We start from the raw sequence: 17,311 nt of genomic DNA, 5'->3' as shown, positions 1-17,311 counted from the left end.
GGCACACTGCAGCGCCTATTATAGTCAACTATTGTTATTTTGCTGCCTATGGCCATGGCATAAAAATATTGTTGATTTCTGGATTGCCTAAATCAACCCACATCCATTAAGTGCAACTTAACCCCTTTTTCAACTTCAACTAACAATATTGCCCGGCTACCCAGCCGCTGGCCCAGGCCCACTGAAAGTTATAACCACCCAGCCAGCCGGTGACATCGACCACTTCACCGATAAAGTACAGACCGGGTTGCTGTTTGGCTTCCATGGTTTTGGAGGATAAATAATCGGTATCTACGCCACCAATGGTCACTTCTGCTGTGCGGTAACCTTCGGTGCCATTGGGTTTAAACAGATAACCATGCAGGCTGTCGGCGATTTGTTTAATGCTTTTATTATTAAGTGCTTTTAACGGCTGATTAGTAAAAACCTGCAGCTCCAGCAGCTTTTCAACTAAGCGTTTCGGTAATAGTTTAGCCAACGCGGTTTTGACCTCCTGCTCCGGATGCGCTTGCTGCTGCGCCGCCAGAAATTCGCCAATGTCAGTTTGGGGCGACATATTCACAATGACCGGATCGCCGGGTTGCCAATAACTGGAAATTTGCAATATTGCCGGCCCGCTTAAGCCGCGGTGGGTAAATAATATATCCTCGGGGAATAACGTGCCATTCGCTTCGGCTGTTACTGGCAGCGATACACCACTTATTTCCTCAAATATTGCTTTGTCACTCGGTTGCCAGGTTAACGGCACCAGCGCAGCGCGCAGTGGCAGCACTTTTAAACCAAACTGCTCGGCCAGCTGAAAACCAAAGGCAGTAGCGCCTAAATTGGGCAAACTTAAGCCACCACTGGCAATCACCAGGCTTTGGCACTGCCTGCTTAGTTCTGCGGTAGTAACCGTGTACGTATTCTCAGCAAAACTGACGGCAGATATATTTTGTTGCAGGGCAATTTGCACATTGGCCGCTTTGGCCTCGCTAAGCAACATTTCAACAATATCCTTGGCAGAATCATCACAAAATAGCTGACCGAGGGTTTTCTCGTGATAGGGGATAGCATGTTTTTGTACCAGAGCAATAAAATCCCACTGGGTGTAGCGACTTAATGCCGATTTACAAAAATGCTTATTTTGCGACAGAAAGTTTTCCGGGCTGGTATACATATTGGTGAAATTGCAACGACCACCGCCTGACATCAGAATCTTACGGCCTACCCGTTTACCGTTATCCAGCACTAGGACACTGCGGCCGCGCTTGCCGGCCTCAATAGCACACATCAGGCCTGCTGCACCGGCACCTACTACTATTACATCCCACTGCTGCATGCTTTACTGCCTGTTTGCTGAAAAGAGGCTATTGTCGGTGACTGTTACGCCAGATGCAATTAGTCGTATCTCAATCTCCATAAATTTTGTGATAGCTTTTATCCTAAACCCAGATTTATTCGATTTTATGCTAACTAATATTAATTGGTTATAACGAAGATCTCTCCGTTTTCATGCACATTTGACCTGTCCAGCCTGTACTGTCTGACTTATTGCTTTTTATACCAATTCAAAAAAAACTATTTCAGGAACGCAATTTCAGTCACGTTCAAAAATTTAGCCGTTGTCACCATTTCACGGATTTACACTTAGTTACACTTTGGTTAATAGTAACTTTGATGCTATCGCGAGTTTGCGCTTTGCGATCATCACCTCCAGGAAACTAATAACAAAGACAAACAATAAGAGTGTATTCATGTATAAACCAAAATTTAAAATCAGTAAGCTTGCGTTGCTGTGTATACCCGCCAGTGTACTTATGTCACCAGCCTTGATGGCTGATACGGACCAGGCCCGTCCATTTGCCAGCGCCAACCCAAATATCGCCCTCGTTAACGCTGGCGACAATCAAAAAGATTCAAAACGTTATATTGTCAGATATAAACAAGAAAGTATGGAGCAGGCAGGCCCGGGGATGTACTCAACTAACGCCAATGCGCGTCGGCTTTACAACCTTGAACGAAAATCTGAAAAGCTGGCGCAGCGCGGCGGCAAAGTTAAGATGATGCTAGCTGCCCAATCAGCCATAGCAGTTGAACTGAGTTCAGCCGCCCTGATTGAATTGCAGGCAGATAGTACTGTTGAACTGGTTGAGGAAGACTACAAACGTCACCTGCTAGCACAACAGATCCCCTATGGCTATACCATGGTTCAGGCAAATCAGGTTAGTGACCAGTTCGCCTCTAACCAGAAAGTCTGTGTTATTGACTCAGGTTTGGATCTACCTCATGAAGATTTCTTAACCGGTAACATTACTGGTACCAACGATGCAGGCACCGGTAACTGGTTTGATAATGGCGGGCCGCATGGTACTCATGTTGCAGGTACGATTGCCGCATTGAATAACAGCACCGGCATGGTCGGCGTAATGCCGAACGGCAACGTCAAGCTGCATATCGTTAAAGTATTTAACGAAGCGGGTTGGGGCTACAGCTCTACCCTGGCTAATGCAGTAAATACCTGTGTTTCTAATGGCTCTACTGTTATTAACATGAGTTTAGGTGGTGGTGGTGCTAACACCACTGAAAGCAACGCGATGCAAGCAGCTTTTGATCAGGGCGTATTACTGATTGCTGCTGCGGGTAACGATGGCAATACGGTGATGTCGTACCCAGCGTCCTACAACTCGGTTATTTCAGTTGCCGCTATCGATAAAAACAAAGTATTAGCTGATTTCTCACAGCGCAATACCCAGGTAGAGCTGGCAGCGCCTGGCGTTGATATCCGTTCTACTTACCCTGAAGGAACGGGTCTTGAAGCTATTCTGAGCGTTGGCAGCACTAACTATGAAAGCTCGCCAATGACCAACTCCAGCGATGGCAGTGCTAATGCGCCTTTAGCAAATTGTGGCCTGGGTGACACCACCTGTGCCAGCGTAGCCAACAAGATCTGTCTGATTGAGCGTGGCAGTGTTAGTTTTGTCCAAAAAGTACAGTCTTGTGAAAATGGCGGCGGTTTAGCTGCAATCATTTATAACAACACCACTGGCGATTTTGGTGGCACCCTGGGTGATAACCCTGGCACTACCATTCCAGCCCTTGCCGTAACCCAAGCAGTAGGCCAGGCATTACTGGGCCGGTTAGGTCAAACTACATTCGTCAGCTCTGGCGCCAGCAACTATGGCCTGATGAGCGGCACCTCAATGGCATCGCCGCATGTTGCCGGTGTGGCTGCACTGGTATGGAGTCACTTCCCGCAATGTACCAATGCCCAAATCCGTAATGTATTAGCCGTTACTGCTGAAGATCTTGGTACGGCGGGTCGCGATAATTCGTATGGATTTGGTCTGGTGCGGGCGAAAGCGGCATATGACTATATCAACCAGCAAGGCTGTGACGGTTCGGGTACTGGCGGCGGCTCAAATCCACCACCAGCGGCTGGCAACGAGCTGGAAAAAGCGGTTGCTAAAACCAACCTGACCGGTGCGACTGGCTCTGCGACTTACTTTACTATTACCGTGCCAGCTGGTGCCACCAACCTGAGCTTTACCATGGCAGGCGGTAGTGGTGATGCTGATTTATATGTTCGCTTTGGTAATCAGCCAACCATGTCAAGCTACGACTGTCGCCCTTATAAAGGTGGCAATGCCGAGAGCTGCAGCTTTGCCACGCCTCAGGCTGGTGTTTACCATGTCATGATCAGCGGTTACAGTGCTTATGCAGGTGTGTCGCTGGTAGCTGACTATACTGCACCAGCAGGTGGCGGTAGTACTGGCGGTGGCGGTACCTTAGAGAACCTGAGCGCGACCAGAGGTAACTGGTTACACTACACCATTACCGTTCCTGCTGGGATGGGTTCATTAACGGCTACCAGCTCAGGCGGTACCGGTGATGCTGACTTATATGTGCGTCGTGGCAGCCAGCCAACCACCACAACTTATGACTGTCGCCCTTATAAAACGGGTAACAATGAAAGTTGCAGCTTTAGTAATCCGCAAGCGGCTGTCTATCATATCAGCCTGCGCGCTTACAGCAGCTTTACAGGTCTGAAACTGGTTGTTGAATATAAGCCTTAAATAACGCTTTGTGATTAAATAATGGCGCCATATGGCGCCATTATTTTTTACTGAAAATCAACTTTAAAGGCATATGTTATAACTTAAAACTATAACGCATTCTGAAACGAAATCGCTACAACCCGCATCTTTCGTGCCCCGTCTGAGCAAAAAAACGCCATTAAACAATCAAATATCCCTTTTTCAGAGAAGACTAACCATTCTGCAAGGCGCAGCCCAAATTTATCTGTATTTTGCCTATATACAAATTCTTACAATTTTATTAAAACAGTTGCGATGTTGCTGTGGGGTAACGGCATGTTTTCATCAAACCCAGGGATGCCATTAAAAACAATAATTATGAGTTCACTATGAAATTCCATACCTTTAAATTTAGCCGCCTTGCTTTATTGTGTTTACCGGTAGCACTTTGCAGTAACCTGCAAGCTGAAGAGCCGATTGATTATAATGATGGCCCGGCAACCCGCTTTATTATCAAATATGTTGAAACTGACAAAGACACTGAACAATTACCTAAAACCCTTCGTGAGCAACGCCGGGCGGAGAAGCTGAAAAGAAAAGCAGAGCGCTTCAGTAATAGCGCCGGCGAGCGAGTCAATTTTGTCAGAGAGACAGCGTTGGAACGCCATGCAATATATGGCGCCAACAGAAAACTTTCTAAAAGTGAAACTGCTGCCATGATCGAGCAAATGGCCGCTGATGATGAAGTAGAATTTGTCGAAGAAGACGTACTGATGCAAACGGCTTTTACCCCAAACGATACCAGCTACTCCAGCCAATGGCATTACTCTGAAACGACTGGCGGCTTACGGGCGCCTGCTGCGTGGGATAAAGCAACCGGTCAGGGCGTTGTTGTTGCGGTGCTGGATACTGGCTACCGGCCACATATTGATTTAAATGCCAACCTACTACCTGGTTACGACATGATTTCAGATGCCTTCATTGGTAATGATGGCAACGGTCGGGACAGCGATGCGCGCGATAACGGCGACTGGACCAATGCAGGCGAATGCGGTAATGGCCAACCCACTTCTTTCAGAGCGTCAAGCTGGCATGGTACCCATGTTGCCGGCACTATTGCAGCCGTTACCAATAATAACCGCGGCGTAGCAGGTGTTGCCTACAATGCTAAGGTCGTTCCGGTAAGAGTATTGGGTAAATGTGGTGGTTATACCTCAGATATTGCTGATGGCATAATCTGGGCTGCAGGCGGAACGGTTTCCGGTGTGCCGGCCAATGCCAACCCGGCAAAGGTAATTAATATGAGTTTAGGCGGCAGCGGTGCCTGCAGTGCCACCACTCAAAATGCAATTAATCAGGCACGAGGTCTGGGCGCTGTTGTAGTCATTGCCGCAGGTAACAGCAATGACAATTCAACTAACTATAACCCGGGGAATTGTAGCGGCGTAGTAAACGTTGCCGCAACTAATCGGCAAGGTGGCCGTGCCAGTTACTCAAACTATGGTACCAACATTGATGTGGCAGCTCCCGGCGGCCAAATGACCTCAGCAAACGATCCAAATGGTGTACTGTCAACTTACAATACAGGTAGCACAACGCCAGGTGCTGACAGTTATGGTTACAGCCAGGGTACTTCTATGGCCGCACCTCATGTCGCGGGTGTTGCGGCACTGATTAAGCAGGTTAAGCCCTCTGCCACACCAGATGAAATTGAAACTATCCTGAAAACGTCCAGCCGCAGTTTTCCGGCAGCGTGTAGCGGTTGTGGCACCGGCATTGTTGATGCTAATGCCGCAGTAACCGCAGCGATGCCCGCTGCAGGTGGCGGTGGCACTGCTACTAATTTATCTGCCACCACCAACAATTGGCTGCATTACACGATAACCGTACCAACGGGCATGAAAACCCTGACTGCGGCGATCTCCGGCGGCACGGGTGATGCTGATTTGTTTGTACGTCGCGGTGCCAGACCAACCACAACGACTTTTGATTGTCGCCCGTATTTGCAGGGCAACAATGAAAACTGCAGTTTTAGCAATCCCGCAGCGGATACCTGGCATGTCAGCATCCGCGCGTACAGTAGCTTCAGTGGTGTCACTCTGGTTGTAGAATACCAACCTTAATCGATTCATTATTAAGCAGAAGTAACAAGGGCGCCAATAGGCGCCCTTGTTTTATTATAGCTATGTAGCTTATCAATTTGACCAGCCGGACTCTTTCAGGGGTTTAACAAGCGATGCAATTGTGCTTTTGCCAGCGGTTCATTCTGGGCAGCGGCTAATTGATAATAATCGCGAGCTTTAATTAAATCCCGGCCAACACCTCGGCCATTTTCATACATCCAGCCCAGATTATATTGCGCCGTAGCATAACCTTGCTCCGCAGCCTGGCTGAATAACTCAACTGCTTTTTTATCGTCTGCTTTAACCAGCCGGCCATTTTTATAAAACATGCCAAGTGCGGTTAACGCCCGTGGCACTTTAGCATCCAGCGAGCGCTGATACAGTGCTAGCGCGCGTGCCTCGTCCTGTGGTACACCGTAGCCTTTTTCATACAGCCAGCCAAGATGAGCCAGGGCCCGGCTATGCTGCTGGTCAGCGGCCAGCTGGTACCAGTAAACGGCTTGCTGATCATTTTGTTTAACACCCCGGCCAGTTTCAAACCGCAGCCCCATATTAAACTGCGCATCGGCATCGCCGCTTTCTGCAACTTTTTGATACCAGTACACGGCCTGCTGCTCATTCTGAACGACCCCGCGGCCATTAGCATACATAAAGCCCAGATTGTACATGGCAAACACTTCACCCTGTGCAGCTGCCTGCTCATACCAGCTAACCGCAGCGGCATCATCCTGCGCCGTGCCGGTGCCGTTAGCAAGACGTAGCGCTGCGTTATACTGGGCTACTGCTAACCCTTGCTGTGCAGCCGCCTCAAACCATTTAAAGGCTTGCTGTTCGTCTACCGCTACCCCAGTGCCGTTAGCAAAGCTTAACCCCAACTGAAACTGCGCGTTTGCTGAGCCCTGGCTTGCCGCCAGTTCAAATAATTCAACAGCACGGCGTAAATCTTCCGGGCGGCCACCGCTTTGTTGTAACAACAAGCCAAGATAATAACTAGCGTCACCGTCTTGCTGGGCTGCCGCCAGCTCCAGCCATTCTCTGGCCCGGTTGGTGTTGGCTCGCACCCCACGACCCTGCAGGTAGCTGGCACCTACTTCGCGCTGGGCTGCCGCCAAACCTTGTTCCGCCGCTTTTGAAAATAATTTGAAGGCCGTATCATCGTTTTTACTTACGCCATTGCCATCCCGATACAATAAGCCAAGCTGATACGCCGCGCGGGTATGATTTTGCGCCGATGCCAGCTGCAGCCATCGCGCCGCCTGACTCATATCAACCGTGGTTCCACGACCATCACTGTAGCGGTTAGCCACAATAAACTGGGCATCAACATCACCCTGAGCCGCTGCCTTTTCAAACCAGTTCAGGGCGGCACTTTCATCCTGCTTAACACCACGGCCATTGGCATACATGTACCCCAGATTATACTGGGCCAGCAAATAGTCCTGCTGTGCAGCCTGACGATACCAGTACACTGCCTGCACATCATCTTTGCCCACACCACGACCATTGGCAAATAGGGTAGCAAGGTGATATTGCGCGGCTGCCATGCCCTGCTCGGCAGCCGCGACAAACCAGTTGGCCGCTTCGGTATAATCTACCGCAACACCAAGGCCATTGGCATAAAGCGCGGCGAGGTTAAATTGAGCATCAAGGTTGCCGGCCTGAGCCAGCGGCAACCACTGCGCCAGCGCCTCACTATAATTTTCACGATTAAAGGCGCGCATGCCGGTGTCAAAGTTGGCTGAACCAACATCAACCGAACTGACATTGGTGGTGGCCACCGGCGTATTAGTGATGGTTTTATCCGCGCTGCGCTCAGCCACAACATTGTCGTTGCTTTGTTGCTGATTTCTCACTTGAGCGCCTGCCAGCGCTGCGGCAGGGTTGCTGGTACCAAGCTGGATTTCAGCAGCGTTACTCACTGCTGCCTGCTGCGGTGGTGGCGAGACCATTGCTGCCGCGGATTGCTCAGCTCTAAGCTGGTTAGCAGCGCGCTCAATATCACGCTTTGCTGCAGTAACTTCTGCAAAGTCAGTGCTGTTAGAAGCGGCTTGCTCCAGCCAGTACGACGCCTGCAGCGGGTCTTGCTCTACGCCCTGCCCCAGTGAATAGGCTTTAGCCAACTCAAATTGCGCCGACTTTACCCCTTCCATAGCCAGATTTTGCCAAAGCTCTACTGCTCTGGCATACCTGCCATCATCAAACGCTGTTTTCGCTTCCGTCATTATTTCGGAATTATCTGCTGCTGCCACCAAACTGACTGCGAGCAATGCTGTTGTTATTATATTTAGCCGCATAGATGCCCCTCCGCTGCCATAGTTATACCAAAGTTCAACTAAGACACCAACAGCTTAATCCATTATATAAGCGTTAAATAATGGTAAAACCAATGACAAAAACTGCGACAAAGCGCTATTTATGCGGGTTTAACGGCTTTTTCTGTTGCTGATAACCATTAATAACATTTTGCCACGCAAGCTCCTGCCAGTGAAAAGGCTGCAGTTTTTTCTGCTCTTTATGCAAGGATCGCAGTAACCGTTGCAGATTTTGTTGCTGCCAGTCGCCCGGGAGCCGGCGCCGGCATTTATCAAAATCAATTAGCCAGACCTTACCGTGGTTATCAAGCAAAATATTCCGGCAGTTTAGATCGGTATGGTCTACCCCGGCCTGATGCAGGCGAGCGATAGCGCTGCCAACCGCCTGCCATTCGCTGTCAGTAAGCGCGCGGTCATTATGTAATATGGTCGCCAGATCGCGGGCGTCACGTATCCGCTCTATCAGTAAGTCAGCCTGGTAGCTCACGCCAGTTTGCCGATAGCGGGCCGCAACCGGTTTGGGTACTGCTAACCCTTGCTGGCGCATCCATTGCAGCAAGCTGAACTCCTGCATCGCACGGCTGTATATTGCACTTTGGTAGAAGAACCGGTCTTTGTTAATTTTGCCTGCCAGGCCACCGCGATAATAATGCCGCAGTACCAGCTGATGCTGCGCGCCCTGGTGACTATGGCTGATAAACCAGGCGGTGTTGCGCCCGGCAGAACTGCCGGTTACCGCCTGCTGTTGCTGCCACCAGAGAGGGTCAAACTGCGCAGCGCTGACCTTGTCGAACAGATCGGTGCGAAACCAATATAATTCGTTGCCGGCAGTCTGGCGCTGCACGTTGCTAAGGCTATCGCCACACAGGCCGGCGATGGCCATACTGCTGCGCTTTACTGCGCCTTGCTGTGACTGGAAAAACTGATGGGCCCGCTTGCCCTGCTGCTGGCGCACAGCGGTATCGGCCAGCAGCAGAGTGGCATTGGCAGCTAGTTGTTCAGCATGTTGAACTATGCTGACGGCGTGGCGTTGGGCCAGCTGGTTATAAGCATCGGCAAAATTAAAATAATGCGGCCCGGTTTGTACCGCTTTCCCAAAACATATTGCCTCTAACGGGTTGTGGCCGCCCCGTTTAATTAAACTGCCGCCAATAAATACCAGGCTGGCTTGCTGGTACCAGGCCAGCAGCTCACCCATGCTATCAATCAGTGCCACATCGGTTCCAGCTGTTGGCACACCGCCGGCGCTGCGCCGCCATAACTGCAGCCTGGCCTGAATAGCCAGGGTGGCCACCTTATTAAAACGCTCAGGGTGGCGCGGCACCAGTACCAGCAATAAATTATTAAACTGTTTTTTCAGCTGGGGGTATAAGGATATCAGCTGTTCATCTTCGCCTTCGTGGGTGCTGCCCGCCACCCAAACCAGCCGATCAGTTAATGCGGGTGCCAGCTGGCTGCTGTTCGCCGCAAGATTGTCCGGTAAGCGCATCTCAAATTTTAAGTTGCCAGTAACCTGAACGTTACTGTGACCTAATGCCTTAAAACGACGGGCACTGGTGTTATCCTGTGCCAATAATAAGCTTACCTGCTGCAACGTCGGGAGGGTAAGCCAGGCAAAGCGTCGATACCCCCTGGCGGAACGCGCTGATAACCGGGCGTTAACTAATACAGTTGGGATCAGTGCTTGGTGGCATTGCGCCAGTAAATTAGGCCACAACTCCGTCTCTAGAATAACCACAAGCTGCGGCTGTAAGCGCTTAATAAACCGGGCTACGGCGCCCGGATAATCGAAGGGTAAATAACAGTGCTGAACGGATTCACCCAGCCGGCTTATGATAATGGCGCTACCGGTAGGGGTGGTGCAGGTAACCGTTACCCTCTGGTTTGGATACTGCTGTTGCAGCTGTTTAATTAACGGTAGCGCAGCAATAACCTCGCCAACCGATACCGCATGCACCACAATACCGCCGGCCTGAATTTTGGCAGAAAGCCAACCAAAGCGCTCGGCCAGCCGCTGGCGATAGCGTACATCGCGCACTGAACGCCAAAGCAGATAGCCCAGCAATGGCAGCAAACCAAGATACAATAACAACTGGTAAGCACAGCGGCTTAACGCCTTGGTCATAATAACTTCCTGTGTAAACGTATATATCGCCCGTGCAGGCTAAAGCCGCTATGATGCCAAATATCAGCCAGCTACACCAAAAGAATCTGTTTTGGCCCGACCTTTAATGCTAAACTTTTGCCTTTGTAGCCGGTTTTAACCCGCTAAACGTAACGCCGGAGTCGTGCATGACCGCAGCCAAACCAGAAAATAACCTGCCAGAAAAAGCCAGCGCATTGGATAACTTTAAAGAACTGTTATTGCGCTTTGCCGCCTCTGGCTACTTTCCGGCCACCGCCTTTATTAAAAACCAACCGGTTAAAACCGATTTGCCTGTAGTGCACGACAACATAAAGCTGGAAATTGTCACCCACTGCTGGAACTACGCCCGCTTTTTTGTCTATCAGTTAAGTTCCTTGGTAAAGTATCCGCCAACCGGCATGCAGCTTCGCTTTACTGTATTTTATTCTGAAGAAGACCAGGCAACTGCTAAGCTGCTTCAACATTTTCAAACGCTGTCAGTACCTAATGTTGAGTGGAACTTCCAGCCACTTGCCACGCCTTTGTTACTGCGACGGGCCATTGGCCGCAATCGCGCGGCAAAAGAGACTAAAGCCGACTGGGTCTGGTTTGCTGATTGCGATATGGTGTTTCATGAAAACTGCCTGGATACCCTGGAGCAGCTGCTAAAAGGCCGGCAGGAAATTCTGTTGTTCCCCGATACGTTATTGGTCACCCCGCTGTTGACTGAAGCCGATCCAATGATCTCGGCTGGCAAAGACAAAACTGAATTGCTGGAAGTAGACAAAACTAAATTTAAACCGCGTAAATTTGACCGGGCCACTGGCGCTATTCAGATCATTCATGGCGAAGTGGCGCGCAATTGCGGTTATTGTGACGATTTAGCGGTATACCAGAAACCGAAACACCACTGGACCAAAACCTATGAAGACCGGGCGGTGCGCTGGCTACTGGGTACTCAGGGTGTGCCGATAGCCCTGCCCAACTTATTGCTTATTCGCCATGCTGAAAAAGGCCGCTACAAAGAAGACAGTAAAGTATCGGTGATCCGCAAAACGATTCGCCGGATTAAATCGGCACTGATTAATAAGTAAAACCAGATAGATGCGGATAAAATACTAGTTTGTCCGCTCAGCTCATCTCTGGAAGACCGTATTCTCGAACCATATTGGTGATTTGAAAGTCATTGCCACTATCTGGTTGCTTGTTAATTTGCCAAAGCGTCACTGCCTTACTGTTTTTCCAGACAATCAGCTTTTTATTGCTACCCGTCCGATGAATAGCGCAATTGTTAAGTGTCGCCATCCAATAAAGCCAGATGTCGTCGCCATGGGGAGATAAACGGCTAAACTTAGCGACATCAGTTACATCTTGGTGCAGTGCCCCCGGAGGAAACAACGCACCGGCGCCACTGGTAAAAAACAACCGATTATCCGGGCCCCGATGCTCGGTTTTAGCCTGCCAGAATCGGTAAGGTTGCAGATTACTCAGTTCGTCCAGTGTTATGTAGTGCGCCCTCAAACAAACAATTTCCCGCTCCCCGCCTTGATAGCCAGCCAACAATTCCGCCAACCAATCGTTTCGATAATAGATATCGTCGTCAGCAGTGACGTGGTAGGCCTCTGGGAACTGCAATAATGCCGGTATCAATTTTTTGTACGACTTAATATCCTGCTCTACCAACTTTATTGTTAACCCTTGCTGTTCCAGTGCTAATACTTCTGCCGGTAACAGTTGATAATCTGGCTGATAGAGCCACAACACCACTTTGTCAGCTACAACATGTTGCAGAAGCAACGATTTCAAGGTCAGATGCAAGGTATTAAATCTTGGTGGATATGAAGTCAGGTTGACTATCAGCTGTCCCGCCAGCTTGTGACTTTGCTGGTTTAACGTTGCCCGCTTGGCCCATTGCTTTGCCAATACCGACTCGGCAGTATATTGCAGTGGGATGCCGCCCAATGATTTAAACTTACGCTGCACGTGACGCTTCAACGCCGATAAAACTGACATACTAAAATCTCTTCAAGCAGCGTAATCAGTGACTATAAGCAACTGATCACGCTTACACATACTAAAGCGCAGCCAGCATCACTTCGGCTTTGCTGACTTCAAAGGTTTTCGGCGCTTCTACATTTAATTGAGTTACTACGCCATTTTCGACCAGCATGGCATAGCGTTGCGAGCGCACGCCGCCAAAATCACCGGTTTCCATGGTCAGGCCAATGGCTTTATGAAATGCCGCGCCGCCATCGGCTAAAAAAACAATTTCTTCCGCGTTCTGGCTTTTACCCCAGGCACTCATGACAAAGGCATCGTTTACTGCAGTGCAGATAATGGTATCAACGCCTTTGGCTTTGATTTGATCGGCCAGGGTAATATAACCAGGCAAATGTGCCGCTGAACAGGTTGGGGTAAAGGCACCCGGCACCGCAAACATCAGTACCTTTTTATTTGCAAAAATCTGACTGGTGGTCGGATTCATTACGCCTTCTTTGGTCAGTTGTGAAAAACTGACTTCTGGTAATTTGTCGCCGGTTTTAATCATAAGTATTTCCCCTGAGTTTGCTTATTAAAATGCATTATTGTCGTGCTGTGCTAAATCGCGGCTTTAACATACACATCGAAACGATTATTTTTTCCACTGATTGACATGGTCGGCGGCTGACTTGCCAAAAAATCCGCATAGCCTGGTCGTTTCACCACCACTCGCTTTTCGGCCAGTTCAAGCGCCGGCGCCAGCAGACTATCGGCATCTTCATCACTGCCCACCACATCATGAAACGCCCGCATTTCCTTTTTTACCTGAGCGGACTTCTCTCTGGGAGGAAACATTGGATCTAAGAACACTACGTCGGTTTGCTTTTTTTGGCTCAGCGCGTTTTGTGCTGGACAGTGCAGCAGCTCCATCCGCGATGCGGTATCAGACAGTGTCGGTTCTCCGGCAGCCCGTCGCAAACCATCGGCCAGCAGCGCCGCCACAGCCGGGTTACGCTCAACCAGCGTAACTCTGGCTCCCAGACTGGCCAGGACAAAGGCATCACGGCCAAGGCCTGCGGTCGCATCCAGTACCCGTAAATCACGTTTTTTGTTCAGGCCAACGGCTTTGGCTATCGCTTCCGTTTTGCCACCGCCATGCTGGCGCCGGTAACTGCTGGCGCCACTGGCAAAATCGACCAGGATCGCACCTTGCTTTGGTAAGCGGCTGTTTAGCAACACCAGGGCACCTTGTTGCATGCTCAGGTACCAGCCATCTGGCTCTGTGGTGACACACAAGCCAAATTGCTGTTGAAGTTGCTGGCTATAATCGGTGCCTAAATCCGCACTTTTCAGCAGCGAAATGGCAGGCATCAGCGCTGCATCCCGGCATGGTTTTCACCACAGCTTAGCGCCACTATCTGGCTGATTTCCTGCAAACTTAATCCTGATTGTTGTTGCCACAGGTTAAATTGCTGCTGAATTTGTTTTAAGCTGCGCTGACTGTTAATTCCACCGTCAAATACGCCATAAGCACGCAAGTAGCCTTCAATATCCTGAGTCAGTAAAAAGGTATCTTTGCCCATGGCACGCAAAGCGTAAGGCCCGGTATTACCGCCAAGCCGGGCGCCGTGTTTTTTTAAATAGGCCCACAGTCCAACAATGTTGTCGCTGGGCCAGTCGGCTATAAAACTGGCAAAGCTGGGGTGGTGCTGCTGCACATCGTAGATCATCAGGGCATTATCGCGAATGGTAAAAACCTTATTTAGATTTCGGATGATTCGCGGATCAGCCGCTTTTTGTTCCAGCATTTCATCACTGAGCAACAGGATTTTTTCAACATTAAAATCAAAGAATATCTCACAAAAACCCGGCCATTTCTGCCGGACTACCCGCCAGACAAAACCGGATTGAAATACTTTTTTAGACAGCTCAGCCAGCCACAGATCATCGCTTACCGTCACCAGTTTAGCCGGCGCCAGCGGCTGGCTAATTAATGCCTGTAACGCCGCTTTACCGCCTTTGCGCTCGCAAGCACGCCGGTAAATTGCTGCAAAATCTTCTACTGTGCCTGTCATACTACCCTTGTTGGTTGCTACTGCTTAGTAACTGCTATTTTTTACCAGTTTGCACTGGCCGCCAGATAACTCGACTGCTGGCTTCGGTACTACGGCGCAGTCAGACATTCGGCCCAGCCGCATATTTTCAGCTTGAGCCGCCGCATTATAAGCGGCTATTTTTCTCAGTATTTCGGCTTCATTGCCGCCTTTAGTAGAGTATGCGATATATTCGGCTGGCCCACCGCAGGGCTTATGGCCAAACCCGGCTATCCGGCACTGGTTATTATCATCGGCACTGGCATCGCCAATGGCACTAAGGGCCTGACGTCGCAGGGCATCAACGTCCTGATCTGCTGTTAATGTCATTTGTTTTTCCTTGGCTTTTACCGCGGCTATCGGTTCTTGCTGCGGATCGATGGCTTCCACTAATGGCTCAGGCGCCAATTGCTCGCTATTTGCCGCCTGACCTTGCTGACAGCCACTGATACCCAGCATTAATGCCACTAGCACGAATTGATATTTCATAGGTCCCCTCCCTTTTCGATTCATCCTGACAGAGCGAAACTGAATAAGCAATTAATTACCTGTTAACAACTTAGCCTGCTATGCCCATGTGTCGCAGGAAAGCTTCGTTAGAAGGTTCACGACCACGGAAACCTTTAAATAACTCCATCGGCTCGGCGCTGCCTCCCCGCTCTAACACCCATTGCAGAAAGTCCTGACCGGTCTGGGGGTTAAATACACCTTCTGCTTCAAACCGGCTGAACGCGTCTGATGACAGTACTTCAGCCCATAAATAGCTGTAATAGCCCGCACCATAACCGCCGGCAAATATGTGGCCGAAACCATGCTGAAACCGGTTAAAGCGCGGTGGCACGATGACCGATACCTGGCTGCGAACCTCGTCCAGTAACTGTTGGACACCGTTGCCATCAGTATTAGGGGCCGAGCCGTGGTATTCACTGTGTAAGCGCATGTCAAATAACGCGAACTCCAGTTGCCGCACGATAAACAAGGCCGATTGAAAGTTCTTCGCGGCCAGCATTTTCCTTAACATTTCATCAGGTAATGGTTCACCGGTTTGATAATGGCCAGCGATAATGGCCAGCGCTTCTGGTGCCCAGCACCAGTTCTCCAGAAATTGGCTGGGTAATTCCACCGCATCCCAGGCCACGCCATTAATGCCAGCAACCGCAGCCGCATCAACCTTAGTCAGCATATGATGTAAGCCATGGCCAAACTCATGGAATAAAGTCACCACTTCATCGTGGGTAAACAACGCGGGCTTGCCACCCACTGGCTTATTAAAATTACAGGTTAAATAGGCAACCGGACTCTGGACGCTGCCGTCTGGCAGAATACGCCGGCCCTGGCAATCGTCCATCCAGGCACCACCCCGTTTTTGACTGCGGGCGTATAAATCCAGATAAAAACTGCCGCGCAGTTCGCCCTGGCTATCGGTAATATCATAGAACCGGACATCAGGATGCCAGACATCAACGTCAGTGCGCTCGGTAACCGTTAACCCAAACAACCGGTTAAGCACGTTAAACAGCCCGGGCACTACTTTGGTTTCTGGGAAATACGGCCGTAATTGCTCATCCGAAACGGCGTATTTTGCTTGCTTCAACTTTTCGCTGTAATAGGTAACATCCCAGGCTTCCAGCTTAGGTGCGTTAAACTGCTGCTGGGCAAACTCGGTAAGCTCCGCCAGATCCTGCTCAGCCTGTGGTTTGGCGCGGCGGGCTAAATCCGTCAGAAACTCCAGTACCTGAGCCGGACTGTCTGCCATTTTAGTCACCAGCGATTCCTGCGCGGCATTGCTAAAATCGAGTAACTGCGCCAACTCATGCTTTAATGTCAGAATTTCTTCAATGATGGCACTGTTATCAAACTGGCCGGCATGCGGCCCCTGATCAGACGCCCGGGTACAATAAGCACTGTAAAGCTCTTGTCGCAGTTCGCGATTATCGGCATAGGTCATTACTGCTATATAGCTGGGGAATTCCAGGGTAAACACCCAGCCGGTTAATTCGCGACTTTGCGCCTCTTCTGCTGCAGCCAGCCTGGCATCTTCGGGCAGACCACTGAGCAGAGCCTCGTCGCTAATATGTTTAAACCAGGCCTGGGTGGCATCCAGCGTATTATTTGAGAATTGTGAGCTTAAATCAGACAAACGGCTCTGAATGTCGCCATAACGTTGTTTCTTCTCAGCAGACAGGCCAATGCCTGACAGCTTGAAGTCGCGCAGGGCATTGGTAATAACTTTCTGCTGAGCCTGAGTTAAATCGGCAAACTCGTCACTTAAACTTAAGGTCTGATACGCCTGATATAAGCCCTCGTGCTGGCCCAGCCAAGTGCTGAATTCTGATAACAGTGGCAGGCAGCTTTCATAAGCCTGCCGTAACTCGGGGCTGTTAAGTACTGAGTTTAAATGCGACACCGGCGACCAGAGTTTACCTAAACGCTCGCTGTCATGCTCCAGTTGGGTAATCAGGGTTTGCCAGCTGATGTCACCCGCCGCAAGCAGCTGCTCCACTGCCTGACGCGCCTGACCAATGGCGGCTTCTACTGCCGGTTTTACCTGCTCAGGTTTAATCTGTGAAAATGGCGGTAAATCGGTGAAAGTAAGTAACGGGTTACTACTTGCTGCTACGGTTTGCTGCTGCGACATAGAATCTGACATAAAAGGTCCTGC

12 protein-coding genes are annotated in these 17,311 nt (G+C 50.0%); 3 read left to right on the top strand and 9 right to left on the bottom strand.

The features are described 5' to 3' along the window. Positions 1-139: 139 nt before the first annotated feature. A complete protein-coding gene (locus ABY802_RS12235) occupies positions 140-1,321 on the bottom strand; it encodes an NAD(P)/FAD-dependent oxidoreductase (RefSeq protein ID WP_372627423.1) in 1,182 nt (393 codons plus the stop codon). 415 nt (positions 1,322-1,736) lie between these two features. On the opposite strand from ABY802_RS12235, the gene ABY802_RS12230 reads away from it, so the two are divergent. Further along, positions 1,737-4,055 (top strand): S8 family serine peptidase, encoded by a 2,319-nt coding sequence (locus ABY802_RS12230; protein ID WP_372627422.1) that lies wholly within the window; start codon positions 1,737-1,739, stop codon positions 4,053-4,055. 350 nt (positions 4,056-4,405) lie between these two features. Next, the gene (locus ABY802_RS12225) at positions 4,406-6,139 is read left to right on the top strand and encodes a S8 family peptidase (RefSeq protein WP_372627421.1); all 1,734 of its coding nucleotides are present in this window, start codon (positions 4,406-4,408) and stop codon (positions 6,137-6,139) included. A 95-nt stretch (positions 6,140-6,234) separates the two neighbouring features. Here the strand turns inward: ABY802_RS12225 and ABY802_RS12220 are convergent, their stop codons facing one another. Together ABY802_RS12220 and waaA are read right to left on the bottom strand one after the other, a co-directional pair. Next, complete coding sequence (locus ABY802_RS12220; protein ID WP_372627420.1) at positions 6,235-8,433, bottom strand: hypothetical protein; 2,199 nt, start codon at positions 8,431-8,433, stop codon at positions 6,235-6,237. Positions 8,434-8,548: 115 nt separating this feature from the next. After that, positions 8,549-10,576, bottom strand: coding sequence for a lipid IV(A) 3-deoxy-D-manno-octulosonic acid transferase (gene waaA / locus ABY802_RS12215; protein ID WP_372627419.1), 2,028 nt, complete (start codon positions 10,574-10,576; stop codon positions 8,549-8,551). A 167-nt stretch (positions 10,577-10,743) separates the two neighbouring features. On the opposite strand from waaA, the gene ABY802_RS12210 reads away from it, so the two are divergent. Beyond that, positions 10,744-11,670, top strand: coding sequence for a glycosyltransferase family 2 protein (locus ABY802_RS12210; RefSeq protein WP_372627418.1), 927 nt, complete (start codon positions 10,744-10,746; stop codon positions 11,668-11,670). Positions 11,671-11,707: 37 nt separating this feature from the next. Here ABY802_RS12210 and ABY802_RS12205 read toward each other — a convergent pair whose 3' ends face one another. From ABY802_RS12205 to prlC, 6 genes are all read right to left on the bottom strand, one after another. After that, positions 11,708-12,589 (bottom strand): hypothetical protein, encoded by an 882-nt coding sequence (locus ABY802_RS12205; protein ID WP_372627417.1) that lies wholly within the window; start codon positions 12,587-12,589, stop codon positions 11,708-11,710. Between the two features lie 61 nt (positions 12,590-12,650). Next, on the bottom strand, positions 12,651-13,124 hold the full coding sequence (locus ABY802_RS12200) for a peroxiredoxin (protein WP_372627416.1): 474 nt from the start codon (positions 13,122-13,124) through the stop codon (positions 12,651-12,653). 50 nt (positions 13,125-13,174) lie between these two features. Then, a complete protein-coding gene (locus tag ABY802_RS12195) occupies positions 13,175-13,927 on the bottom strand; it encodes a class I SAM-dependent methyltransferase (protein ID WP_372627415.1) in 753 nt (250 codons plus the stop codon). Next, positions 13,927-14,631 carry a DNA-3-methyladenine glycosylase I gene (locus tag ABY802_RS12190; protein WP_372627414.1) on the bottom strand — a complete coding sequence of 235 codons (705 nt, stop codon included), beginning with the start codon at positions 14,629-14,631 and terminating at the stop codon, positions 13,927-13,929. Before ABY802_RS12190 ends, ABY802_RS12195 begins: the two co-directional genes overlap by 1 nt. A 24-nt stretch (positions 14,632-14,655) precedes the next feature. Further along, entirely contained in the window at positions 14,656-15,138 is a 483-nt protein-coding gene (locus ABY802_RS12185) for a hypothetical protein (protein ID WP_372627413.1), read from the bottom strand. Positions 15,139-15,208: 70 nt separating this feature from the next. After that, positions 15,209-17,299, bottom strand: a complete 2,091-nt coding sequence (gene prlC / locus ABY802_RS12180; protein WP_372627412.1) for an oligopeptidase A — start codon at positions 17,297-17,299, stop codon at positions 15,209-15,211. Between the last annotated feature and the right edge of the window lie 12 nt (positions 17,300-17,311).

The organism is Arsukibacterium sp. (assembly GCF_041616895.1).
Lineage (GTDB): Bacteria > Pseudomonadota > Gammaproteobacteria > Enterobacterales > Alteromonadaceae > Alishewanella.
The sequence above is the reverse complement of the archived record's forward strand: the minus strand, read 5'-3'. Positions and strand labels throughout refer to the sequence as shown.

Excerpts from the sequence above, each read along its gene's own strand:
- ABY802_RS12220 (WP_372627420.1), bottom strand. The coding sequence starts at position 8,433 with ATGCGGCTAAATATAATAACAACAGCATTGCTCGCAGTCAGTTTGGTG.
- ABY802_RS12210 (WP_372627418.1), top strand. The coding sequence starts at position 10,744 with ATGACCGCAGCCAAACCAGAAAATAACCTGCCAGAAAAAGCCAGCGCA.
- ABY802_RS12200 (WP_372627416.1), bottom strand. The coding sequence starts at position 13,124 with ATGATTAAAACCGGCGACAAATTACCAGAAGTCAGTTTTTCACAACTG.
- ABY802_RS12235 (WP_372627423.1), bottom strand. The coding sequence starts at position 1,321 with ATGCAGCAGTGGGATGTAATAGTAGTAGGTGCCGGTGCAGCAGGCCTG.
- ABY802_RS12230 (WP_372627422.1), top strand. The coding sequence starts at position 1,737 with ATGTATAAACCAAAATTTAAAATCAGTAAGCTTGCGTTGCTGTGTATA.
- prlC (WP_372627412.1), bottom strand. The coding sequence starts at position 17,299 with ATGTCAGATTCTATGTCGCAGCAGCAAACCGTAGCAGCAAGTAGTAAC.
- ABY802_RS12190 (WP_372627414.1), bottom strand. The coding sequence starts at position 14,631 with ATGACAGGCACAGTAGAAGATTTTGCAGCAATTTACCGGCGTGCTTGC.
- waaA (WP_372627419.1), bottom strand. The coding sequence starts at position 10,576 with ATGACCAAGGCGTTAAGCCGCTGTGCTTACCAGTTGTTATTGTATCTT.
- ABY802_RS12225 (WP_372627421.1), top strand. The coding sequence starts at position 4,406 with ATGAAATTCCATACCTTTAAATTTAGCCGCCTTGCTTTATTGTGTTTA.
- ABY802_RS12205 (WP_372627417.1), bottom strand. The coding sequence starts at position 12,589 with ATGTCAGTTTTATCGGCGTTGAAGCGTCACGTGCAGCGTAAGTTTAAA.
- ABY802_RS12195 (WP_372627415.1), bottom strand. The coding sequence starts at position 13,927 with ATGCCTGCCATTTCGCTGCTGAAAAGTGCGGATTTAGGCACCGATTAT.
- ABY802_RS12185 (WP_372627413.1), bottom strand. The coding sequence starts at position 15,138 with ATGAAATATCAATTCGTGCTAGTGGCATTAATGCTGGGTATCAGTGGC.